17 protein-coding genes are annotated in these 16626 nt (G+C 61.9%); 5 read left to right on the top strand and 12 right to left on the bottom strand.

Annotated features, from left to right (window positions below; translation table 11 throughout):
* Positions 1 to 49 precede the first annotated feature (49 nt).
* Positions 50 to 817, top strand: coding sequence for a hydroxyacylglutathione hydrolase (gene gloB / locus AB4072_RS14370; protein WP_441968943.1), 768 nt, complete (start codon positions 50 to 52; stop codon positions 815 to 817).
* 89 nt (positions 818 to 906) lie between these two features.
* Entirely contained in the window at positions 907 to 1659 is a 753-nt protein-coding gene (locus AB4072_RS14365; RefSeq protein WP_441968941.1) for a GNAT family N-acetyltransferase, read from the top strand.
* A 53-nt stretch (positions 1660 to 1712) separates the two neighbouring features.
* On the opposite strand, the gene yddG is transcribed toward AB4072_RS14365, so the two are convergent.
* The 3 genes from yddG to AB4072_RS14350 form a co-directional block, all read right to left on the bottom strand.
* On the bottom strand, positions 1713 to 2606 hold the full coding sequence (gene yddG, locus AB4072_RS14360) for an aromatic amino acid exporter YddG (protein WP_441968939.1): 894 nt from the start codon (positions 2604 to 2606) through the stop codon (positions 1713 to 1715).
* Positions 2607 to 2734: 128 nt separating this feature from the next.
* On the bottom strand, positions 2735 to 3460 hold the full coding sequence (phbB, locus tag AB4072_RS14355; RefSeq protein ID WP_441968937.1) for an acetoacetyl-CoA reductase: 726 nt from the start codon (positions 3458 to 3460) through the stop codon (positions 2735 to 2737).
* A gap of 231 nt (positions 3461 to 3691) precedes the next feature.
* Positions 3692 to 4870, bottom strand: a complete 1179-nt coding sequence (locus AB4072_RS14350; protein ID WP_441968935.1) for an acetyl-CoA C-acetyltransferase — start codon at positions 4868 to 4870, stop codon at positions 3692 to 3694.
* Between the two features lie 260 nt (positions 4871 to 5130).
* Between AB4072_RS14350 and phaR the strand changes: the two genes are divergently transcribed.
* The gene (phaR, locus tag AB4072_RS14345) at positions 5131 to 5706 is read left to right on the top strand and encodes a polyhydroxyalkanoate synthesis repressor PhaR (RefSeq protein WP_441968933.1); all 576 of its coding nucleotides are present in this window, start codon (positions 5131 to 5133) and stop codon (positions 5704 to 5706) included.
* A gap of 5 nt (positions 5707 to 5711) precedes the next feature.
* Here phaR and AB4072_RS14340 read toward each other — a convergent pair whose 3' ends face one another.
* The 3 genes from AB4072_RS14340 to mtgA form a co-directional block, all read right to left on the bottom strand.
* Entirely contained in the window at positions 5712 to 7361 is a 1650-nt protein-coding gene (locus AB4072_RS14340; protein WP_441968932.1) for an EAL domain-containing protein, read from the bottom strand.
* 190 nt (positions 7362 to 7551) lie between these two features.
* On the bottom strand, positions 7552 to 7737 hold the full coding sequence (rpmF, locus tag AB4072_RS14335) for a 50S ribosomal protein L32 (protein WP_441968930.1): 186 nt from the start codon (positions 7735 to 7737) through the stop codon (positions 7552 to 7554).
* Positions 7738 to 7860: 123 nt separating this feature from the next.
* A complete protein-coding gene (gene mtgA, locus AB4072_RS14330) occupies positions 7861 to 8649 on the bottom strand; it encodes a monofunctional biosynthetic peptidoglycan transglycosylase (protein WP_441968928.1) in 789 nt (262 codons plus the stop codon).
* Between mtgA and AB4072_RS14325 the strand changes: the two genes are divergently transcribed.
* Both AB4072_RS14325 and AB4072_RS14320 read left to right on the top strand, forming a co-directional pair.
* Positions 8648 to 9574 carry a polyprenyl synthetase family protein gene (locus AB4072_RS14325; protein ID WP_441968926.1) on the top strand — a complete coding sequence of 309 codons (927 nt, stop codon included), beginning with the start codon at positions 8648 to 8650 and terminating at the stop codon, positions 9572 to 9574. The genes mtgA and AB4072_RS14325 overlap by 2 nt on opposite strands.
* Before the next feature lie 3 nt (positions 9575 to 9577).
* Entirely contained in the window at positions 9578 to 10087 is a 510-nt protein-coding gene (locus AB4072_RS14320) for a GNAT family N-acetyltransferase (RefSeq protein WP_441968924.1), read from the top strand.
* Here AB4072_RS14320 and AB4072_RS14315 read toward each other — a convergent pair.
* The 6 genes from AB4072_RS14315 to AB4072_RS14290 all read right to left on the bottom strand — a co-directional run bounded on the left by AB4072_RS14315 (position 10063) and on the right by AB4072_RS14290 (position 16614).
* Positions 10063 to 10620: a GNAT family N-acetyltransferase gene (locus AB4072_RS14315; protein ID WP_441968922.1), complete on the bottom strand. Its 558-nt coding sequence runs from the start codon at positions 10618 to 10620 to the stop codon at positions 10063 to 10065. The two genes, AB4072_RS14320 and AB4072_RS14315, sit on opposite strands and share 25 nt — an antisense overlap.
* Positions 10621 to 10659: 39 nt before the next feature.
* Positions 10660 to 12591 carry a potassium transporter Kup gene (locus AB4072_RS14310; protein WP_441969204.1) on the bottom strand — a complete coding sequence of 644 codons (1932 nt, stop codon included), beginning with the start codon at positions 12589 to 12591 and terminating at the stop codon, positions 10660 to 10662.
* A gap of 187 nt (positions 12592 to 12778) precedes the next feature.
* Positions 12779 to 14065 (bottom strand): flavodoxin-dependent (E)-4-hydroxy-3-methylbut-2-enyl-diphosphate synthase, encoded by a 1287-nt coding sequence (gene ispG / locus AB4072_RS14305; RefSeq protein ID WP_441968920.1) that lies wholly within the window; start codon positions 14063 to 14065, stop codon positions 12779 to 12781.
* Positions 14066 to 14148: 83 nt separating this feature from the next.
* A complete protein-coding gene (locus AB4072_RS14300) occupies positions 14149 to 14664 on the bottom strand; it encodes a Fur family transcriptional regulator (protein ID WP_441968918.1) in 516 nt (171 codons plus the stop codon).
* Positions 14665 to 14806: 142 nt separating this feature from the next.
* Positions 14807 to 15469 (bottom strand): class I SAM-dependent methyltransferase, encoded by a 663-nt coding sequence (locus AB4072_RS14295; protein WP_441968916.1) that lies wholly within the window; start codon positions 15467 to 15469, stop codon positions 14807 to 14809.
* Entirely contained in the window at positions 15466 to 16614 is a 1149-nt protein-coding gene (locus AB4072_RS14290) for a glycosyltransferase family 4 protein (RefSeq protein ID WP_441968914.1), read from the bottom strand. Before AB4072_RS14290 ends, AB4072_RS14295 begins: the two co-directional genes overlap by 4 nt.
* Positions 16615 to 16626 lie beyond the last annotated feature (12 nt).

Genomic DNA, 16626 nt, shown 5'->3' with positions numbered 1-16626 from the left:
GGCGGACTGTTCCATGATAGATCGTAGAGTATCAAGCCAAGGTTTTTGTATGCCAGCCCAGATCCACGTCTTCCGCTGCCTCTCCGATAATATCGGAGCGCTCGTCTACGATCCCAATACGGGAGCGTGCGCTGCCATTGACGCGCCGGAGGAAGGGCCGATCATGGCCGCTCTGGCCCAGATGGGTTGGCGCCTGACCGATATTCTCATCACCCACCGCCATTTCGATCACGTCCAGGCGGCGGCGGCGATCAAGGCCAAGACCGGATGCCGCGTCGTAGCGCCCCTCAAGGCGCGCGAGGCGGTGCCCCATGCCGACGCCTATGTCCGCGAAGGCGATACGGTGAAGGTCGGTGACCTCGAAGCGCATGTGTGGGAGACGCCGGGGCATTGCTCCGATCATGTCTCCTACTGGTTTGCGCCGGAGCGGGCTGTGTTTGCCGGCGACACGTTGTTTACGCTCGGTTGCGGGCGTGTGCTCGATGGAAGCTATCCGGATCTCTGGTCTTCGCTTCAACGGCTGATGGCCTTGCCTGAGGAGGCGCGGGTCTATTCCGGTCATGATTACACGCTCTCGAACGGACGGTTCGCTCTTGCCGCCGACCCCGACAACGCCGCTTTGCAAGCGCGCGTGGCGGAGGCCGAGGCTGCGGCCAAGGAAGGACGTTTCCTCGTGCCCAGCACCATCGGCATGGAGAAGGCGACGAACCCGTTCCTGCGCGCAGGCGAGCCGACACTCGCCAAAGCGGTGCAGCAGGAAGGAGCGGATGCGTTCGGCGTGTTTCAGGCTTTGCGCGAATGGAAGAATCGTTTCTGATCGCGTGCGCTGTGCGAGCGTGATCCGATGCTGGACATTGGCGTTGGGCTGAGGTTTAGCATCGCGCTCCTTTTCCGGAGCCTTTTTCCATGAATGACGCCAGCCTGATCCTCGGTCTCGAGAGTCGCCTTCTCAATGCGTGGCCCTCGTTCGACTATCAGATTTACGATGGCTGGATTTTGCGCCTCGCGAAGGGCTATTCGAAGCGCGCCAATTCTGTGACGCCGTTCGCTCAAGGCGCGTCTCTCGACGATGCGCTTCTCGATCATATGATCGCGCAATTTCGTGCTGCCGACGTGACGCCGACGTTCAGACTCTCCGGTCTGGAGGCCGATGGTGTCGATGCTTTGTTGCAAGCGCGCGGGTTCATGGAACGCGAACCGACTCTTGTCTTGCAGGCGAGGATCAACGGTGACGCCGATCTCGATCCCGAAGTGCTGATCGAGCTTGCCGCGACGAAAAGATGGGTGCGAGAAGCGGCCCATTCCTATGGTGGCGATAAGGCCGACGAGGACGCGCTGTTCGAAATCGTCACGCGCATTCGCCAGACGACGGCGTTCGCAACGCTTCATCTCGACGACCGGGCCGTGGCCTGGGGACTTGGCGTGGCGGAGCGTGGCTATCTCGGTCTCTACGATATCGTCGTCGCGCCGGACCTCAGAGGCATCGGCCTTGGCCGCCGTGTTGTGGGAAGCCTGATCGCCTGGGGCCGCGCGGTCGGCGCGCATACGGCCTATCTGCAAGTGCGCGAGGAAAATGCCGTCGCGCTCGCTCTCTATACCGGCCTCGACTTCACGCCCGCATACCGCTACCGGCACCGCATTCTGTCGCCTGGCTTCTAGGGGGCGATCGTTCGCCCGGATCATGCGAATGAAAGAATTGCGAATGAAAGAATCTAGAGCTTGATCCGGGAGAACCGAATTCCCCTCATTCTGGAGCCGAAGGTCGCAACCAGCGCTCCGACGACGATCAAGCCGCAGGAAAGCGCCAAGGTCGTGGTTGCCTCGGCATAGCCGGCGAGAATGAGAAGCAAAGTGGACAGAACCGGCGTGGCGTAGGACGCGACCCCGAGAAAGCGGATGTCGCCACGCTTCATGCCGATATCCCAGACATAGAACGCTACACCCACCGGCCCGAGGCCGAGTGCGATAACGCAAATCCATTGCAGCGTTGTTTCCGGCCAGACGGTCGTCTCGAAAATGAGATGACACACAAAGCTCAGCAGCGCCGTGGCGAGACAGAACCCGGCGACGGCATCGGTCGGCACCTGCCCGAAGCGGCGCGAGAGAACCGAATAGGACGACCACACGAACGCAGCGATGAAAGCGCAGATGTAGCCGGGCACGTATTCAGCCCGCGCATCCAGCGCACCGCGCCCGACGATGAGAACGATCACTCCCGCAAATCCCAGAAGCGCGCCGACGATATGCGCGGGCTTCAGACGTTCGCCTGGAAGAAATGACGAGAACAGCACGATCAGAAGCGGCCAGAGATAGTTGAGCAATCCAGCTTCGGCCGGAGGGGCCATGCGTAAAGCCGCGAAATAGAGCGCGTGATAGCCGAACAGGCCGCCGAGCCCAAGCGCCCAGACGATAGGTGTCTGACGCAGCGCCTTGATGCCCTCCGGCCGCACGACCCAGCTTGTTACGCCGACAAGGCCGCCGACGAGAAAGGTCATGGCGGCGAGTTGGAACGGCGGAATCCTGCCCGTGGCCGCTGTGAACACGGCGAGAAGGGACCAGAGCAGAATGGCGGTGAAGCCGATGGATGTGGCAGTGCGCGTTGTCATGGAATTGCGCATACCGGAAAGCCACGCGCCTGGGGAGGGCCTCCCTTAGGCTAAGATCGGGACCGGAATTCGATCAGGTCTCGCTGAGTCATGATCGAATCCGTTTCCCGATCGAGCGCCGGCGCGCATTAGACCATGTATTGCCCGCCATTCATCGAGAGTGTCGAGCCTGTGATGAAGCCCGCTTCGTCGCTTGCAAGATAGACGACGCCACGTGCAACCTCGTCCGCCTCGCCGAGGCGACCGACCGGGATCAGCGGCAAGATCTTTGTCTTGAGCACTTCTTCGGGAACCGCCTGCACCATCTCGGTTGCGATATAGCCCGGCGCGATCACGTTTACTGTCACGCCCTTGGCCGCGTTTTCCTGTGCCAGTGCTTTTGCGAAACCGACCACGCCCGCCTTGGCGGCGGAGTAGTTCGATTGTCCCATCTGGCCTTTCTGGCCGTTGATGGAAGAGATGATGACGATGCGCCCGAAGCCGCGTTCGCGCATGCCCTCGATCACGGGGCGGGTGCACGCGAACATGGAATCGAGATTGGTGCGTATGACCGCCGACCATTGCTCGAAGGTCATGCGATGAAACATGCCGTCGCGGGTGATGCCCGCATTGTTCACGAGAATTTCGATGGGGCCGAGATCGGCTTCGATCTTGCGGATCGATGTCTCGCACGCAGACGCGTCGCCGACATCGAATTTGTAGACGGGGATTCCGGTCTTGTTTTTGAAGGTATTCGCGGCTTCATCGTTGCCGCCGTAATTGGCGGCGACCGTGTAGCCCGCTTTTTTGAGCGCTTGTGAAATCGCGGCGCCGATCCCGCGAGTGCCACCGGTAACCAAAGCGACGCGCGCCATGCTTTCCTCCTTCGCGAAGCCGTTTCCTTAGGGCAAGTCTCTTACGGACCTGTCCCATGTCGGTCGATTCGTTCGACGAACCGTCCTATTGCATAGCTTAGCGCGCGTTTCGGAGATGCCTAGCAGGATCACTGCCATATTGAGCGGCTGAGTGATCCTTCTTTAGGCGATGCTGCCGAACCGTAATCGGTCCGGCGGCTCACGCTCTCGATTAGCGTTCGACGCACACGATTAGCGCTCGACGCACATGGCGACGCCCATGCCGCCGCCGATGCAAAGCGTCGCGAGACCTTTCTTGGCGTCGCGACGGCCCATTTCATGAAGCAGGGTGACGAGCACGCGCGCACCCGATGCGCCGACCGGGTGACCGATGGCGATGGCGCCGCCGTTCACGTTCACGATGGCAGGATCCCACCCCATGTCCTTGTTCACGGCCAGTGCCTGCGCCGCGAAAGCTTCGTTCGCTTCCACGAGATCGAGATCCGAGATCTTCCAGCCGGCCTTTTCCAGGGCCTTGCGGGAAGCCGGGATCGGGCCGGTGCCCATCACGGCCGGATCGACGCCTGCCGTTGCCCAGGACACGATACGGGCGAGAGGTGTCAGGCCGCGCTTCTTGGCTTCCTCGGCGCTCATGAGCACGAGGGCCGCGGCGCCGTCATTGATGCCGGACGCGTTGCCCGCCGTCACCGTGCCGTCCTTCGAGAAGGCGGGCTTGAGCTTGGCGAGCGCGTCAATGGTGGTGCCGGGGCGGATGTATTCGTCCTGATCGACGACGATGTCGCCCTTGCGGGTCGAGATGGTGACGGGCACGATCTCGTCTTTGAATTTGCCGGCCTTCTGTGCAGCTTCGGCCTTGTTCTGAGAGGCGGTGGCGAATTGATCCTGCTCGTCGCGGGTCAGTTGCCAGCGCTGAGCCACGTTCTCGGCGGTGTTGCCCATGTGGTAGCCATGGAACGCGTCGGTCAGGCCGTCCTTCAGCATCGTGTCGACGAGCTTGAGATCGCCCATCTTGGTGCCGCCGCGCATATAGGCCGCGTGCGGTGCCTGGCTCATGGATTCCTGTCCGCCCGCGACGATGATGTCGGCATCGCCGTTGGTGATCTGCTGCAGGCCGAGGGCGACGGCGCGAAGACCGGAGCCACAAAGCTGATTCAGGCCCCAGGAGGTCTTTTCCTGCGGGATGCCGGCTGCCATCGCGGCCTGACGGGCCGGGTTCTGGCCTTGAGCGGCGGTGAGAATCTGGCCGAGAATCACTTCGTCCACGTCGTTCGCATCGACCTTCGCGCGCTCGAGAGCGGCCTTGATCGCGACTGCGCCGAGCTCGTGAGCGGAGGTGTTGGCGAAGGCGCCGTTGAAGGAGCCGACGGGGGTGCGAGCCGCACCGACGATGACGATCTCTGTTTGGGCCATTGCGATCTCCTTGGCTGCGTATCTGGCGACGTTCATAACTGGTGTCGATGATAGGGTGATGAAAGCCGTGGAGTAGGGGAAGTCAAGCTCGCCAAACGGCTCAGAGGCTCGACGCCGCGCGGAAACGTCATCGTAAGACTTTTGATGCTTTGCCGCCTTGCTGGAACGCCTATAATCTGGGCATGATTGCCGTGCTTCCTTCTTATCCGTATCGGAAGCGCGTGCCGCGTCGAGATTTTCAGGGATCGTTCAGGGACCAAATGGCGACGGAAAAGCAACAGACTGTCATCAAGAAATACGCCAATCGACGTCTCTATCATACGGGCACATCCACCTACGTGACCCTTGAGGACCTCGCCACCATGGTTCGCCAAGGGGAGGATTTCCTCGTCTACGACGCCAAGTCGGGCGAGGACATCACCCGCTCGGTCCTGACCCAGATCATCTTCGAGCAGGAGAACAAGGAAGGGCAAAACCTTTTGCCCGTCACGTTCCTGCGCCAGCTGATCCGCTTCTACGGCGACAGCCTGCAATCGCTGGTGCCGAGCTATCTGGAATTCTCCATGAACAATCTCTCCCAGGAGCAACAAAAGCTCAGGGAGCAGATGTCTCAGGCCTTCGGCCCGTCCGCATTCCAGGCCATGGAGGAGCAAGTGAAGAAGAACATGAGCTTCTTCACCGATGCCATGCGGATGTTCGCGCCCTTCGCCCCGCATCCGGGTGGGGCTTCTCCGTCCGAGGGCGACGAAAAGCCTGCCGAGGCGAACGATCTCGAGACCTTGAAGAAACAGATGGCGGACATGCAGTCGAAGCTCGACACGCTCTCCCGCAAATAACGGCGTCAGGCGATCCTGGCCTGACGCTCCCCGGTTCGAGACGCCGCTTTTTGAGCCACGCCGAACAGACTGCCCTGGAGATAATCCACGCCCCATTCGGCAAGAAGGTCCGCAGTCGCCTGATCCGCGACCCATTCGGCGATGATCGCGATGCCGCAGGAATGTGCCTGCTCGATCAACTTCCGCACGAACAGGCGATCATCCGGCGAACGATGAAGCGTCTGGATGAAACGACCGTCGATGGTTGCGAGATCGACCGGGAATTCATGCAGCCGCGTGGATGAAAGGTGACCGGTTCCCAAACCATGAATGGCCAAGCCGATCCCGAGCGCCTTCATGGCATCGAGCCTGCCTCGCGCAGCCACAAAGCCGAGGGCGCTTTCCGGTACGGAGACGATGAGTCGTGAGGCGATGCCGGGGCGCATGCCGAGATGAGCGGCGAGCATGGTGAGCCATTCACCATCCTCAAGCGTCGCATGCGAGATCGGAAGGAGCATACCCTCATCGCGCGTTGCGACGAGATGATCGGCGACGAGTTCGAGCATGCGTCCGTCGAGAAGCAGGGACAGGCCCGCTGCTTCCATCCGGGGTGCGAGATCCTGCGCGGGGCCGAAAGTCTCGTTTATCGTGACCAGCGGTATGGCTTGGGAGAGAACCGCCTGTCCCGTCCGCGAATCGACGAGAGGTTTCCGGGCGAAAGCCAAGTCTCGGCTGTTGAGTGAAGCGATGATATCCGGAACATCCGTGCCGCAAGACGCGCTCGCCGGAATCGTCAGGCGCTTGCGGTAGGAAACAGTGCGCTCGCCCTTGGCGACGGCGTGGTCGAGTGCCTTTTCCGCGCGGCGCAACAGGTCGGCGGCATTGGTGGCGTGATCGGGCGCGCCAGCCATGCCGAGGCGCACGGAAATCTCACTCAAGGAGGGATTGGCGGCGATTACCTGCAAAAGGCGGCTCATGGCGTTCGGCCCATCGGTCACGGCACAGGAATTCAAGGCAAGGGCGAAGCGGTTCGGCGCGTATTGCGTGAAACGGTCTTCCCGGCGCAGCAAGGAACGGGCGGACCGGCGGATTTCGGCGATAGTGGTTTCGTCATCGGCCGAGTCTTCCACCGTGCCGACGATCAGGGTCAGGGTGTGACGGGCGCGGCCGGCATCGGAAACGTTATCGCGGATCTCATCGAGGAAATTGGTCCGCATTTCCACGCAGACGGGCGGCGGGACCCGGTTTTCCCGAACTTCCTGGGCCCGCACGACGCCACGCACGAAAGCCGGGTGGTCTTTGGCATCGGTGAGAAAGCGACCTGTGTCGTCGACCATCACGATCCGGTCCGGCGAAAGCCGCAGGGTGTAACGAGCCACGAAAGGAGTTCCGTCATCGTCGGGCGCGGGGTCGGTAGCAAGAATTGCCGAGAGGCGATCTTGTCCCCCATGACGCTCGGTCAGATCGATGAGGGCAGCACCTGTGAGGGGGAGATCCTCGGGAGCAAGACCGAGCGCATCCGGGGCGTAGGGTCCCCAGGCCAGGGCATCGGTCGAGAGATCCCAGGTGTAGGTGGCGCTGCCGGAGGTCGGTGCCGGGGTGTCGACGGATCGCGCAAAATTGAGGGTATCCCACAATACGCCGCCAAAAAATCCTGCCCGGCTCCGCTTCGCCATAACCTGTCCTCAAACATCAGGGGCAGGGGGCGGTGCGCCACGCATAATCGATCCCCCGCGAAAAATCAGGGTCAGGATCGGGGGACGGCGTTAACGAAGGATGAAGTTCAGCCGGCAATCTCGATGTGGAGGCAATAAAAAACCGGCGCTTGTGACGCCGGCTTTTGGATCTTCAAAGATCGTGTCGCTCTCAGGCGTCCGACTTCACCTTAAGAACCTGACGGCCACGGTACATGCCGGACTTCAGGTCGACGTGGTGCGGACGGCGGAGTTCGCCGGAATCCTTGTCCTCGATATAGGTCGGGGCTTTCAGGGCATCGGCGGAGCGACGCATTCCGCGCCGCGAGGGCGACGTTTTTCTTTTTGGAACGGCCATTTTTCGTCTCCGGTCAAAGGCTGAGCACCCGTTAAAACCGGGAAAAGCTCAATACGCAATCTGATAAGGTGGGCCTAATACAATGTCTTCCGCTAAATATCTAGCCCCAAAACCGTGCCTCGGTCAGTCTTTCAGGCAGCCGCTGTGAGGGGCGGCGGATTCCATCCTCGCCATCATGGTTCCCGCCAGAGCCGAGTGGCGGCGGGTGGGGCGCGTTGGGTTGCGCACCAGGGGATTCGGCAGGGCGGTGGCGAGAAGGGCTGCCTCGCGACGGGTCAGATCCTTCGCCGATTTATGAAAATAGGCTCGGGCAGCAGCCTCTGCGCCGAAGATACCGTCGCCCCATTCGACGATATTGAGATAATTTTCCATCATCTTCGTCTTCGACCAGACGAGGTCGAGATAGAGCGCGATGGGCAGTTCGAGCCCTTTGCGGATGTATGAGCGGCCGGGCCAGAGAAACAGATTCTTGGCCGTCTGCATGGGAATCGTCGAAGCGCCACGGGCAGGGCCGTCCTCGTCGGCAGCCTCGACCACCTCGCGAATGGCGTCCCAATCCACGCCCGCATGCTGGCAGAACAGGCTGTCCTCGGAGGTCATGACCGCGAGCGGCAGATGGGGAGACATCTCCGCGAGCGACACGAATTTGCGCTCGACCGGCTGAAAGGTCAGCCAGCGCCCGAGCATCAGAGTCGAGACCGGCGGTACGAGGGCATAGGAAAGGCCTAGCCAAAACACCGCCGCCACCCATAAGAGAATTATCCAGGAGCCGATTCTGACGAGGCGGCGGAACAGGTGCGAGGCGGTCATCGGCTTCCTCCCCCGCTCCGGCCGGATCGATCCGGGCTTGAGGCTCACCACATCGCTCTCCTCGGGCGGAAGCTTGGCTTCGTCCGAATTCAGGCTGAACATGATGCCATCCAACAGCTCTTTCGTGATGCGACTGGCAGAGGTCGCGCGGGATATTGAGGCAACCCTCACATCCTTGCTATCAGACGAAGCGCGCTCCGGCGAGATTGCAAGACCGCTCCGCCTGATGGCGGCCATGAGGCATGCGGTGCTGGCGGGCGGCAAGCGCTTGCGGCCATTTCTCACCATTGAGACTGCGCGGATGCTGGGTGTCGAAGGCAAAGGTCCTCGGTTCGCAGGAAGCGGCATCGAACTTCTGCATTGCTATTCCCTCGTCCATGACGACCTGCCGTCCATGGACGATGACGATCTGCGACGCGGGCGTCCGACCGTGCACAAGGCTTTCGATGAGGCAACCGCGATCCTGGTGGGCGATGCCTTGCAGACGCTGGCCTTCGAGATCCTGGCGAGCCTTGAGACGGATCCGGACCCCGCGATCCGCTCCGCTCTCGTTCTCGGCCTCGCCCGTGCCTCGGGCCTCGGCGGTATGGTCGGTGGGCAATTGCTCGATCTGGCGGCCGAGGGGCGATACGGCGCGGCAAATTTGTCCGAGGCCGAGATCCGCCGCCTTCAGATGATGAAGACCGGCGCGATCCTCACCTTTTCCGTCGAAGCGGGGGCGATCCTGGGGCGCGCCGATGATGGCGCTCGGCAAAGCCTCACCGCCTACGGCCGCGCGCTCGGCGCCGCCTTTCAGGTGGCCGACGACATTCTCGATCGTGAATCTTCCACGGAGGCGCTCGGCAAGCGCACCGGCAAGGATCAGGAAAAGGGTAAGGCGACCCTCGTCGATCATCTCGGGCTCGAAGGGGCGCGCCGCGAATGCGCCCGTCTCGTTGCCGAGGCAAACGACGCACTCGCTCCTTTCGGCGCGCCCGCCGACGTGTTGCGCGAGGCGGTTCGTTTCGTGGTCGAGCGGCAGGTGTAAGCGATGCTTATTCGCACGAGACAGGGCCGTGTCGACGATATCCCCTTCGTCATGGCGACGGAGCGTCTGCCCGGCTTCGATGCGTTTATCGGGCGTTGGGACGAGGAGCACCACCGGCAGGAAATGACGCTCGCGGGCAGCGCGTATCTTATCGCCGAGCGCCCGGGCGGAGCACCGGCAGGCTTTGCCATTCTTCAAACTCTCGACGATCCGTTCGGCAATGTTCTCCTGAGGCGCATTGCCGTGAGCGAACCCGGCAATGGCTTGGGCCGCACTCTTCTCCACGACACGATGGCATGGGCCTTCGCGCGACCAAAGACGCATCGGTTCTATCTCGATGTGCTTGCGGGGAACGAACGGGCGCATCGCGTCTATCGCAGTGTGGGCTTTCAGGATGAAGGCATCTTGCGCGAGATTTACACGAGAGCGGATGGAACGCGCGTGTCGGCAATGCTGATGTCGATCCTGCGGCCCGAATGGGCCGCGCGTCACAGTGACGTCGCCACCCAATAGGTGAACTTCACGTGGTCGAGGCGTGTCTCGTGCGGCCTCTCGCCGGCGAAAGTTCCGCCATTGGCGAGGATTACTTTTTGCGACCCCACATTGTCGTCGTCGCAGGTGATGAGAACCCGCGCTAGTCCCTCGGATTGTGCGACCGGCAGGATTTGGCGAAGCGCCTGCGTTGCATAGCCCCGACCTCGTTTCCAGGGCACGACGGAGTAGCCGATATGGCCTGACACGCGGGGCGGCAGGTCCTCCGTGCCGTGTTGGAAGCGAAGGCCGATGCGGCCGCAGAACTCCCCGTCGCTGATCCAGAAATCATGCGCGGGCAAGCGCTCCATATCGGAACCGTCCGGCATGCGGACCGTCGGGCTCCGATAGATCTCGTAGAGAAAACCTTCGGGATCATCTCTCAGCTTTTCGAGCCGCTCGAGATGCGCCTGGCTCACGTTCCGATCGGTGTTGGGCGACCACCCTTGACGGAGGGCGCCCTCGTAAGCCGGAAGAAAGTCGGAGTTGGGTCGAATGAGCGTGATTGTTGTCATGGCGGCCCGAATGTATCCCGGACCGCCCGAAAGGCAATGTCAGACGGTGACCTGGGTGCCGACTTCCACCACGCGCCCGGTGGGGATCTGGAAGAAGTCCGTGGCGTCGCTCGCGGATTTCGCAAGGCTGATGAAGATCTTGTCCTGCCACATGGGCATGCCGGAACGGGTCGCGGGCCTGATCGAACGGCGTGACAGGAAGAACGATGTCGCCATGATATCGAACTTGAAACCCTGCTTGCGCAGGATCGCGAGACCGCGCGGAATGTTCGGCGTCTCCATGTAGCCGTAGGTCATCTGGATACGCCAGAACGAGTCGCCCACATGCTCGATCTTCACGCGCTCGTCGTCGCTGATGCGGGGAACGTCGACGTTGCGCACGGTGAGAATTGCATTCTTCTCGTGCAGTACTTTGTTGTGCTTGAGGTTGTGGAGAAGCGCCGCAGGGGCGGTGTCCGGATCGCTGGTCAGGAACACGGCGGTTCCCTTGACCTGATGCGGTGGGCTTTTCTCGAGCATGCTGACCAACTCGACCAACGGCACGTCGATCTTGCGGGTCTTCTCGAAGAGAATGTGCGTGCCCTTCACCCAGGTCCGCATGAGAATCACGAGCGCGCCCGCAAGCAGCAACGGCACATAGCCGCCTTCGAACACTTTCGTGAGGTTGGCGATAAGGAACATGCCCTCGATCAACACGAAGGGCAGGATCACGAGGGTTGACGCCAGCGCGGACCATTTCCACACGCGGCGCAGAACGATGTAGGCCATCAGCGACGTGACCAGCATGGTTCCCGTCACCGCGATGCCGTAAGCCGAGGCGAGGGCGCCCGACGTGCGGAACAGAACCACGAGCAGAATGACGCCGATCATCAACAGCCAGTTGATCTTGGGGACATAGATTTGGCCAGAGTGCGATTCCGACGTATGGCGCGCCTCCAAGCGCGGCAGGAGCCCGAGTTGCACCGCCTGACGGGACAGGGAATAGGCTCCCGTAATGCCGGCCTGGCTCGCGATGACCGTCGCGGCGGTCGCCAGAATGACCATGGGTAGAAGGCCCCACTCCGGCACCAGAAGGAAGAAAGGATTGTCGGCCGTGCTGGGATCCTGAAGGACGAGGGAGGCCTGCCCGAGATAGTTGAGGATCAGGGCCGGGAAGACGAGGCAGAGCCATGCGATCTGAATGGGGCGACGGCCGAAATGGCCGAGATCGGCGAAGAGGGCCTCTGCGCCCGTCACCGCCAGGAATACGGCGCCGAGCGCGACGAGGCCCGATGCGCCGTGATGGCCGAGGTAGTTGACCGCATAATAGGGGTTCAACGCGAGGAAGACGTCGGTGCGAACTGCAATATGAGGCACGGCGGCGACGGCGATGGCGATGAACCAGACGATCGTGATCGGCCCGAAGAAGGCCGCGATGCCGCCGGTTCCCCGGCTCTGCACGGCGAACAGCACGATGATGATCGTGAGCGTGATCGGGACGATGTAATGATCGAGCGCCGGGGTCACGAGCTTCAGACCCTCGATGGCCGAGAGAACCGAGATGGCCGGGGTGATGATGGCGTCGCCGTAAAACAAGGCCGCGCCGAGGAGGCCGAACCCGAAGACGACCGCGCCGCCGCCCATCGCCTTTCGGGCAAGCGCCATGAGCGAGAGCGTGCCGCCTTCGCCCTTATTGTCCATGCGCAGGACGAGAATGACGTATTTCACCGTCACAATGAGTGTCAGCGCCCAGATGATGAGCGAGGTGACGCCGTAAACCTCGATGGGCTCGATGAGATTGTCGCCCCGCGCGGTCGCGAGCGCTTCGCGAAAGGCATAGAGCGGGCTCGTGCCGATATCGCCGTAGACGACGCCGATCGAACCGATCAGCAAAGTCCAGAATCCGGCCTTGGCATGAACTTCGGAAGGAGTGGCGTCGGTCGCGGTTGCCGGATCGGATTGTCCGGACGCGATGGCGTGTTGATCTGCCATGGTCTCTCTTGGTGTATAGAGCGCGTCCGCGTCCACCTTCGATCCGCCCGCGTTCCAGCGGATGGCGATGGGCTTTACCTCGAACGCGGCGGCCATATGTACCGGCGCGGCGCGGTCTCTAGCACATCGCGTGGGCGCTTAAAACGGAAACTGAACGCAAGTTCCACGAAGGTCGTGTACGAACGCGTTATTCTGAAGCATTTTGGGAACCCTGCCCATAGCGCTTTTCAATGTAGTCCTGGACGAGTTTCTGGAAATCCTTGGCGAGCGTCGGTCCGCGCAAGGTTACGGCTTTACGGCCGTCGATGAACACGGGCGCGGTCGGTTGCTCGCCCGTGCCCGGAAGCGAAATGCCGATATCGGCATGCTTGGATTCGCCGGGTCCGTTCACGATGCAGCCCATGACGGCGACGTTGAGCTCTTCGACGCCCGGATAATGTTCCCGCCATTTCGGCATCGTGGTCGAAATCCAGGTTTGGATGTCGCGGGCGAGTTCCTGGAAAACGGTCGAGGTGGTTCGACCGCAACCGGGGCAAGCTGCGACAAGCGGCACGAAGGTGCGGAAACCCATGGTCTGGAGCAGTTCCTGGGCTGTGCGCACCTCGACGGTGCGGTCCCCGCCCGGTTCCGGAGTCAGGGAATAGCGGATCGTATCGCCGATCCCCTGCTGCAACAGAATGCCGATGGCGGCGGAGGACGAGACGATGCCCTTGGAGCCCATGCCGGCCTCCGTCAGGCCGAGATGGATGGCGTAGTTCGAGCGCCGGGCCAATTCCTGATAGACCGCGATCAGATCCTGCACCGCGGAAACCTTGGCCGATAGGATGATCCGGTCACGGGCCAGGCCGATCGCCTCGGCGCGGGCCGCAGAGAGAAGAGCCGATTGCACCATCGCCTCCCGGGTGACCCATCGCATGTCGCGCGGATGCTCGGAGGCGGCGTTCTCGTTCATCAGATGGGTCAGAAGCTCCTGGTCGAGAGAGCCCCAATTGGCGCCGATGCGCACGGCCTTGTCGTGGCGGATCGCCAATTCGACGATAGCGCCGAACTGCCGGTCCTTCTTCTCCTTGAAGCCGACATTGCCCGGATTGATGCGATATTTGGCCAGCGCCTCGGCGCAAGCCGGGTGATCGGCGAGCAACTGGTGGCCAATATAGTGAAAGTCACCAACGAGCGGGACCGTGATACCGAGCCGGTCGAGCCTTTCGCGAATCTTCGGAACGGCGGCGGCCGCCTCGTCCCGGTCGACCGTGATGCGAACGAGTTCCGAACCGGCCTGGGCGAGAGCCGCGACCTGAGCCACGGTGGCATCCGCATCCGCGGTGTCCGTGTTGGTCATGGACTGGACCACGATCGGTGCGCCACCGCCGACCATGACATCGCCTACACGAACCCCGACGGTCCGGTGCCGGCGAGCAGGGCCCGCGACATCGTCGGTGTCGGCAACGGTCGAGTTCAAGGAAACGGAGGTCATACGGCTATCCACGACGGCAGGTCCTTGCTGCCGTCGTTTAGCTGAGGCCTAATCGCTCTTCCGTCAAGCGGAGCGCTCGGCGACTAATGCGCTGCCCCCTGACAATGGGAGCAACGACCGGTGATTTCGACCACCTTCGCCTTGGATTGAAAGCCTTCCTCACCGAGCAGACTCGTCAGGCTGCGGGATAGATCCTCTGACACAGCCTCATCGACTCCTCCGCATTCTTCACAGATGAGAAAAGCGATCGTTTCTTTCTCTCCGCCGCTCTGACTCGCGATATAGGCGTTCTGGCTCGCCAGGCGATAAGCGAGGCCCTGCTCGATCAAGAAGTCGAGAGCCCGGTACACCGTGATCGGCGCAATGCGACGGCCGCCGGGAGTCAGTATTTCCGCCAGATCGTAAGCGCCCAGCGGCTTGTGCGTGCTGTAGAGGGCTTCGAGGACGTTACGGCGAATCGGCGTCAACCGTGTGCCGTTCGAAAGACAAATAGCCTCAGCTTGGGCGAGTGCGCGGGGCGCATGCTCGACTTGCCGGGTAGCGTGGGCACAAGCGCCCTCCTGCCGTGGATGCTCTGCATAGGCGAGATTGCTGGACACGTTGAAACCTGTCGTTTTACTGCGCAGCCTTCAGAACGAAGGGTTGCTGTGAATTCCCACCCATACATATAGGTAATGTACTACCCTTTCATAGGGGGTGTGGCGCAATGAAATATCAAATCAAACTTGCAAATACGCAAAATTATCCTCGGCGACTGCCGGGTTTGAAGCGCCAGACATTCGTCCGTTTGATCTCGGCGTCCTCCAGGGTCCGCGTCACTGGAACCTCGTAGCATGCAAGGGATTCAAGACGGTCTTTAGGAAGGTAACGACGGCCGGGATCGCCGATGAGAACCGTGGCTCCCCGCCGGCTCAAGGAAAGAAGCCAGTCGGCGACCCGAGCGGCCAGATCGCGCTCGTAGCAGATGTCGCCGGCAAGGACCGTGTCCCATCCTTCATCCCGGCCCACGAGGTCGGCCTTCATCGGCGATACGTGAACGTCATTCGCTTGCGCGTTCAATGTGATCGCCGTGATTGAAAAGGGATCGATATCGCAAGCGATCACCTCGGCCGCTCCCGCCTTCGCGGCAGCAATGGCGACAAGCCCGGATCCTGACGCGAAGTCGAGGACGCGGCGTCCGCGCACGGTTTCGGGATGATCGAGCACGTAGCGGGAGAGCGCCTGTCCGCCGGCCCAGGCGAAAGCCCAGAAAGGAGGCGGCAGGCCGATCTCGCCCAATTCCTCCTCGGTCCTTTTCCAGAGTTCGGTGGCCTCGTCCGCCACATGCAGGCTGATCTCGGGCGCATGAGGCACGGGTTGGAGCCGCGTTTCCTCGCGAATGAAGGTCGCGGCATCTGTGATCATCCCTTCAGCACGTCCCGGTAGAGCGTCGCGACGGTGTCCATGACATTCCGCTCGGTGAAACCGTCGAGAACGCGTTGGCGCGCCGCATCTCCCATCTTCGCGACCAGAGCGAGGTTCGCCGCGAGCTCAATGAAGATCGTGGCGAGCTGAGACGCGTCGTCGACAGGAGCGATGCGGCCTTCGATCCCGTCGCGCACGAAATAGCGGCAACCCGGTACATCGGTCGTGACAATGGCGCGTCCGCACGCGGCGGCTTCAAGAAGCGTTCGCGGCAGGCCCTCGCCACCGCGCGAGGGTAGGCAACCGATGTGATGGTCGCGGTAGACGGCGGCAACATCCGTTGTCGGACCGTGCCAGACGATGCCCGGCTCGGCGCTCCAGAGACGTAGAGTCTCTTCCGGTATCGCCTTCGGGTTGGAGGAGTCCGGGGTGCCGTAGAGAGACAGTTCCACCTTCGCGCCCGCAGCTGTCGCCTCCTTCACCGCCTCGACAGCCAGATCGACGCCCTTGGACCATAGCATCCTGGCGACGAGAGCGATTTTCAGGGGCGGTTGCGCCGGGAGTGGAGTGGGTTTGAGCGCCTGGGGGTCGATGCCAGCGCCGCCGGCGATCGTGACGCGTTTGTCGAGCGGATCGAGGCCGAGCATTCGCGGATCGTCCGGGTTCTCGAAAAGATAGCGCGTCTGCCGGGTCTCCAAGCCCCGCACGAGAAAACGCACGGCTTTCTGCGCCAGTCTTCCGACAAGGTCTCGTCGCGCGCCGAGAAAACCGAGACCCGTGAGAGCGTAGATTCGGCGTGGCACGCCCGCGAGAGCGCAGGCGAAGCCGCCGATCAGGATCGCTTTCAAAGCAATACAATGAACGAGGTCAGCTTTTTCGGCTTTGAGGATCGAGGCGAGCTGACCCGCTGCGTAACCTGCCGCCATGGGGTTCAGGCTACGGCGCTCGGCCTCCAGTGGGATGACGCGGGCGCCGGCGGATTCGATCATTTCTCGATGGCGACGAACACGTGTGACGACGCACACGTCGAGACCTATTTCTCGCGCCGCCCGCGCCATGGGCAGAAAATGCGATGCGAAAAACCAATCCTCGGTAACGACGAAGACGAGCTTGCGACCTGAGCGAATGGAGGACGAAGAGGGCACGGTTTTTCCAGA

This window comes from Microvirga sp. 2MCAF38 (assembly GCF_052115485.1).
Taxonomy (GTDB): Bacteria; Pseudomonadota; Alphaproteobacteria; order Rhizobiales; family Beijerinckiaceae; genus Microvirga.
The sequence above is the reverse complement of the archived record's forward strand: the minus strand, read 5'-3'. Positions and strand labels throughout refer to the sequence as shown.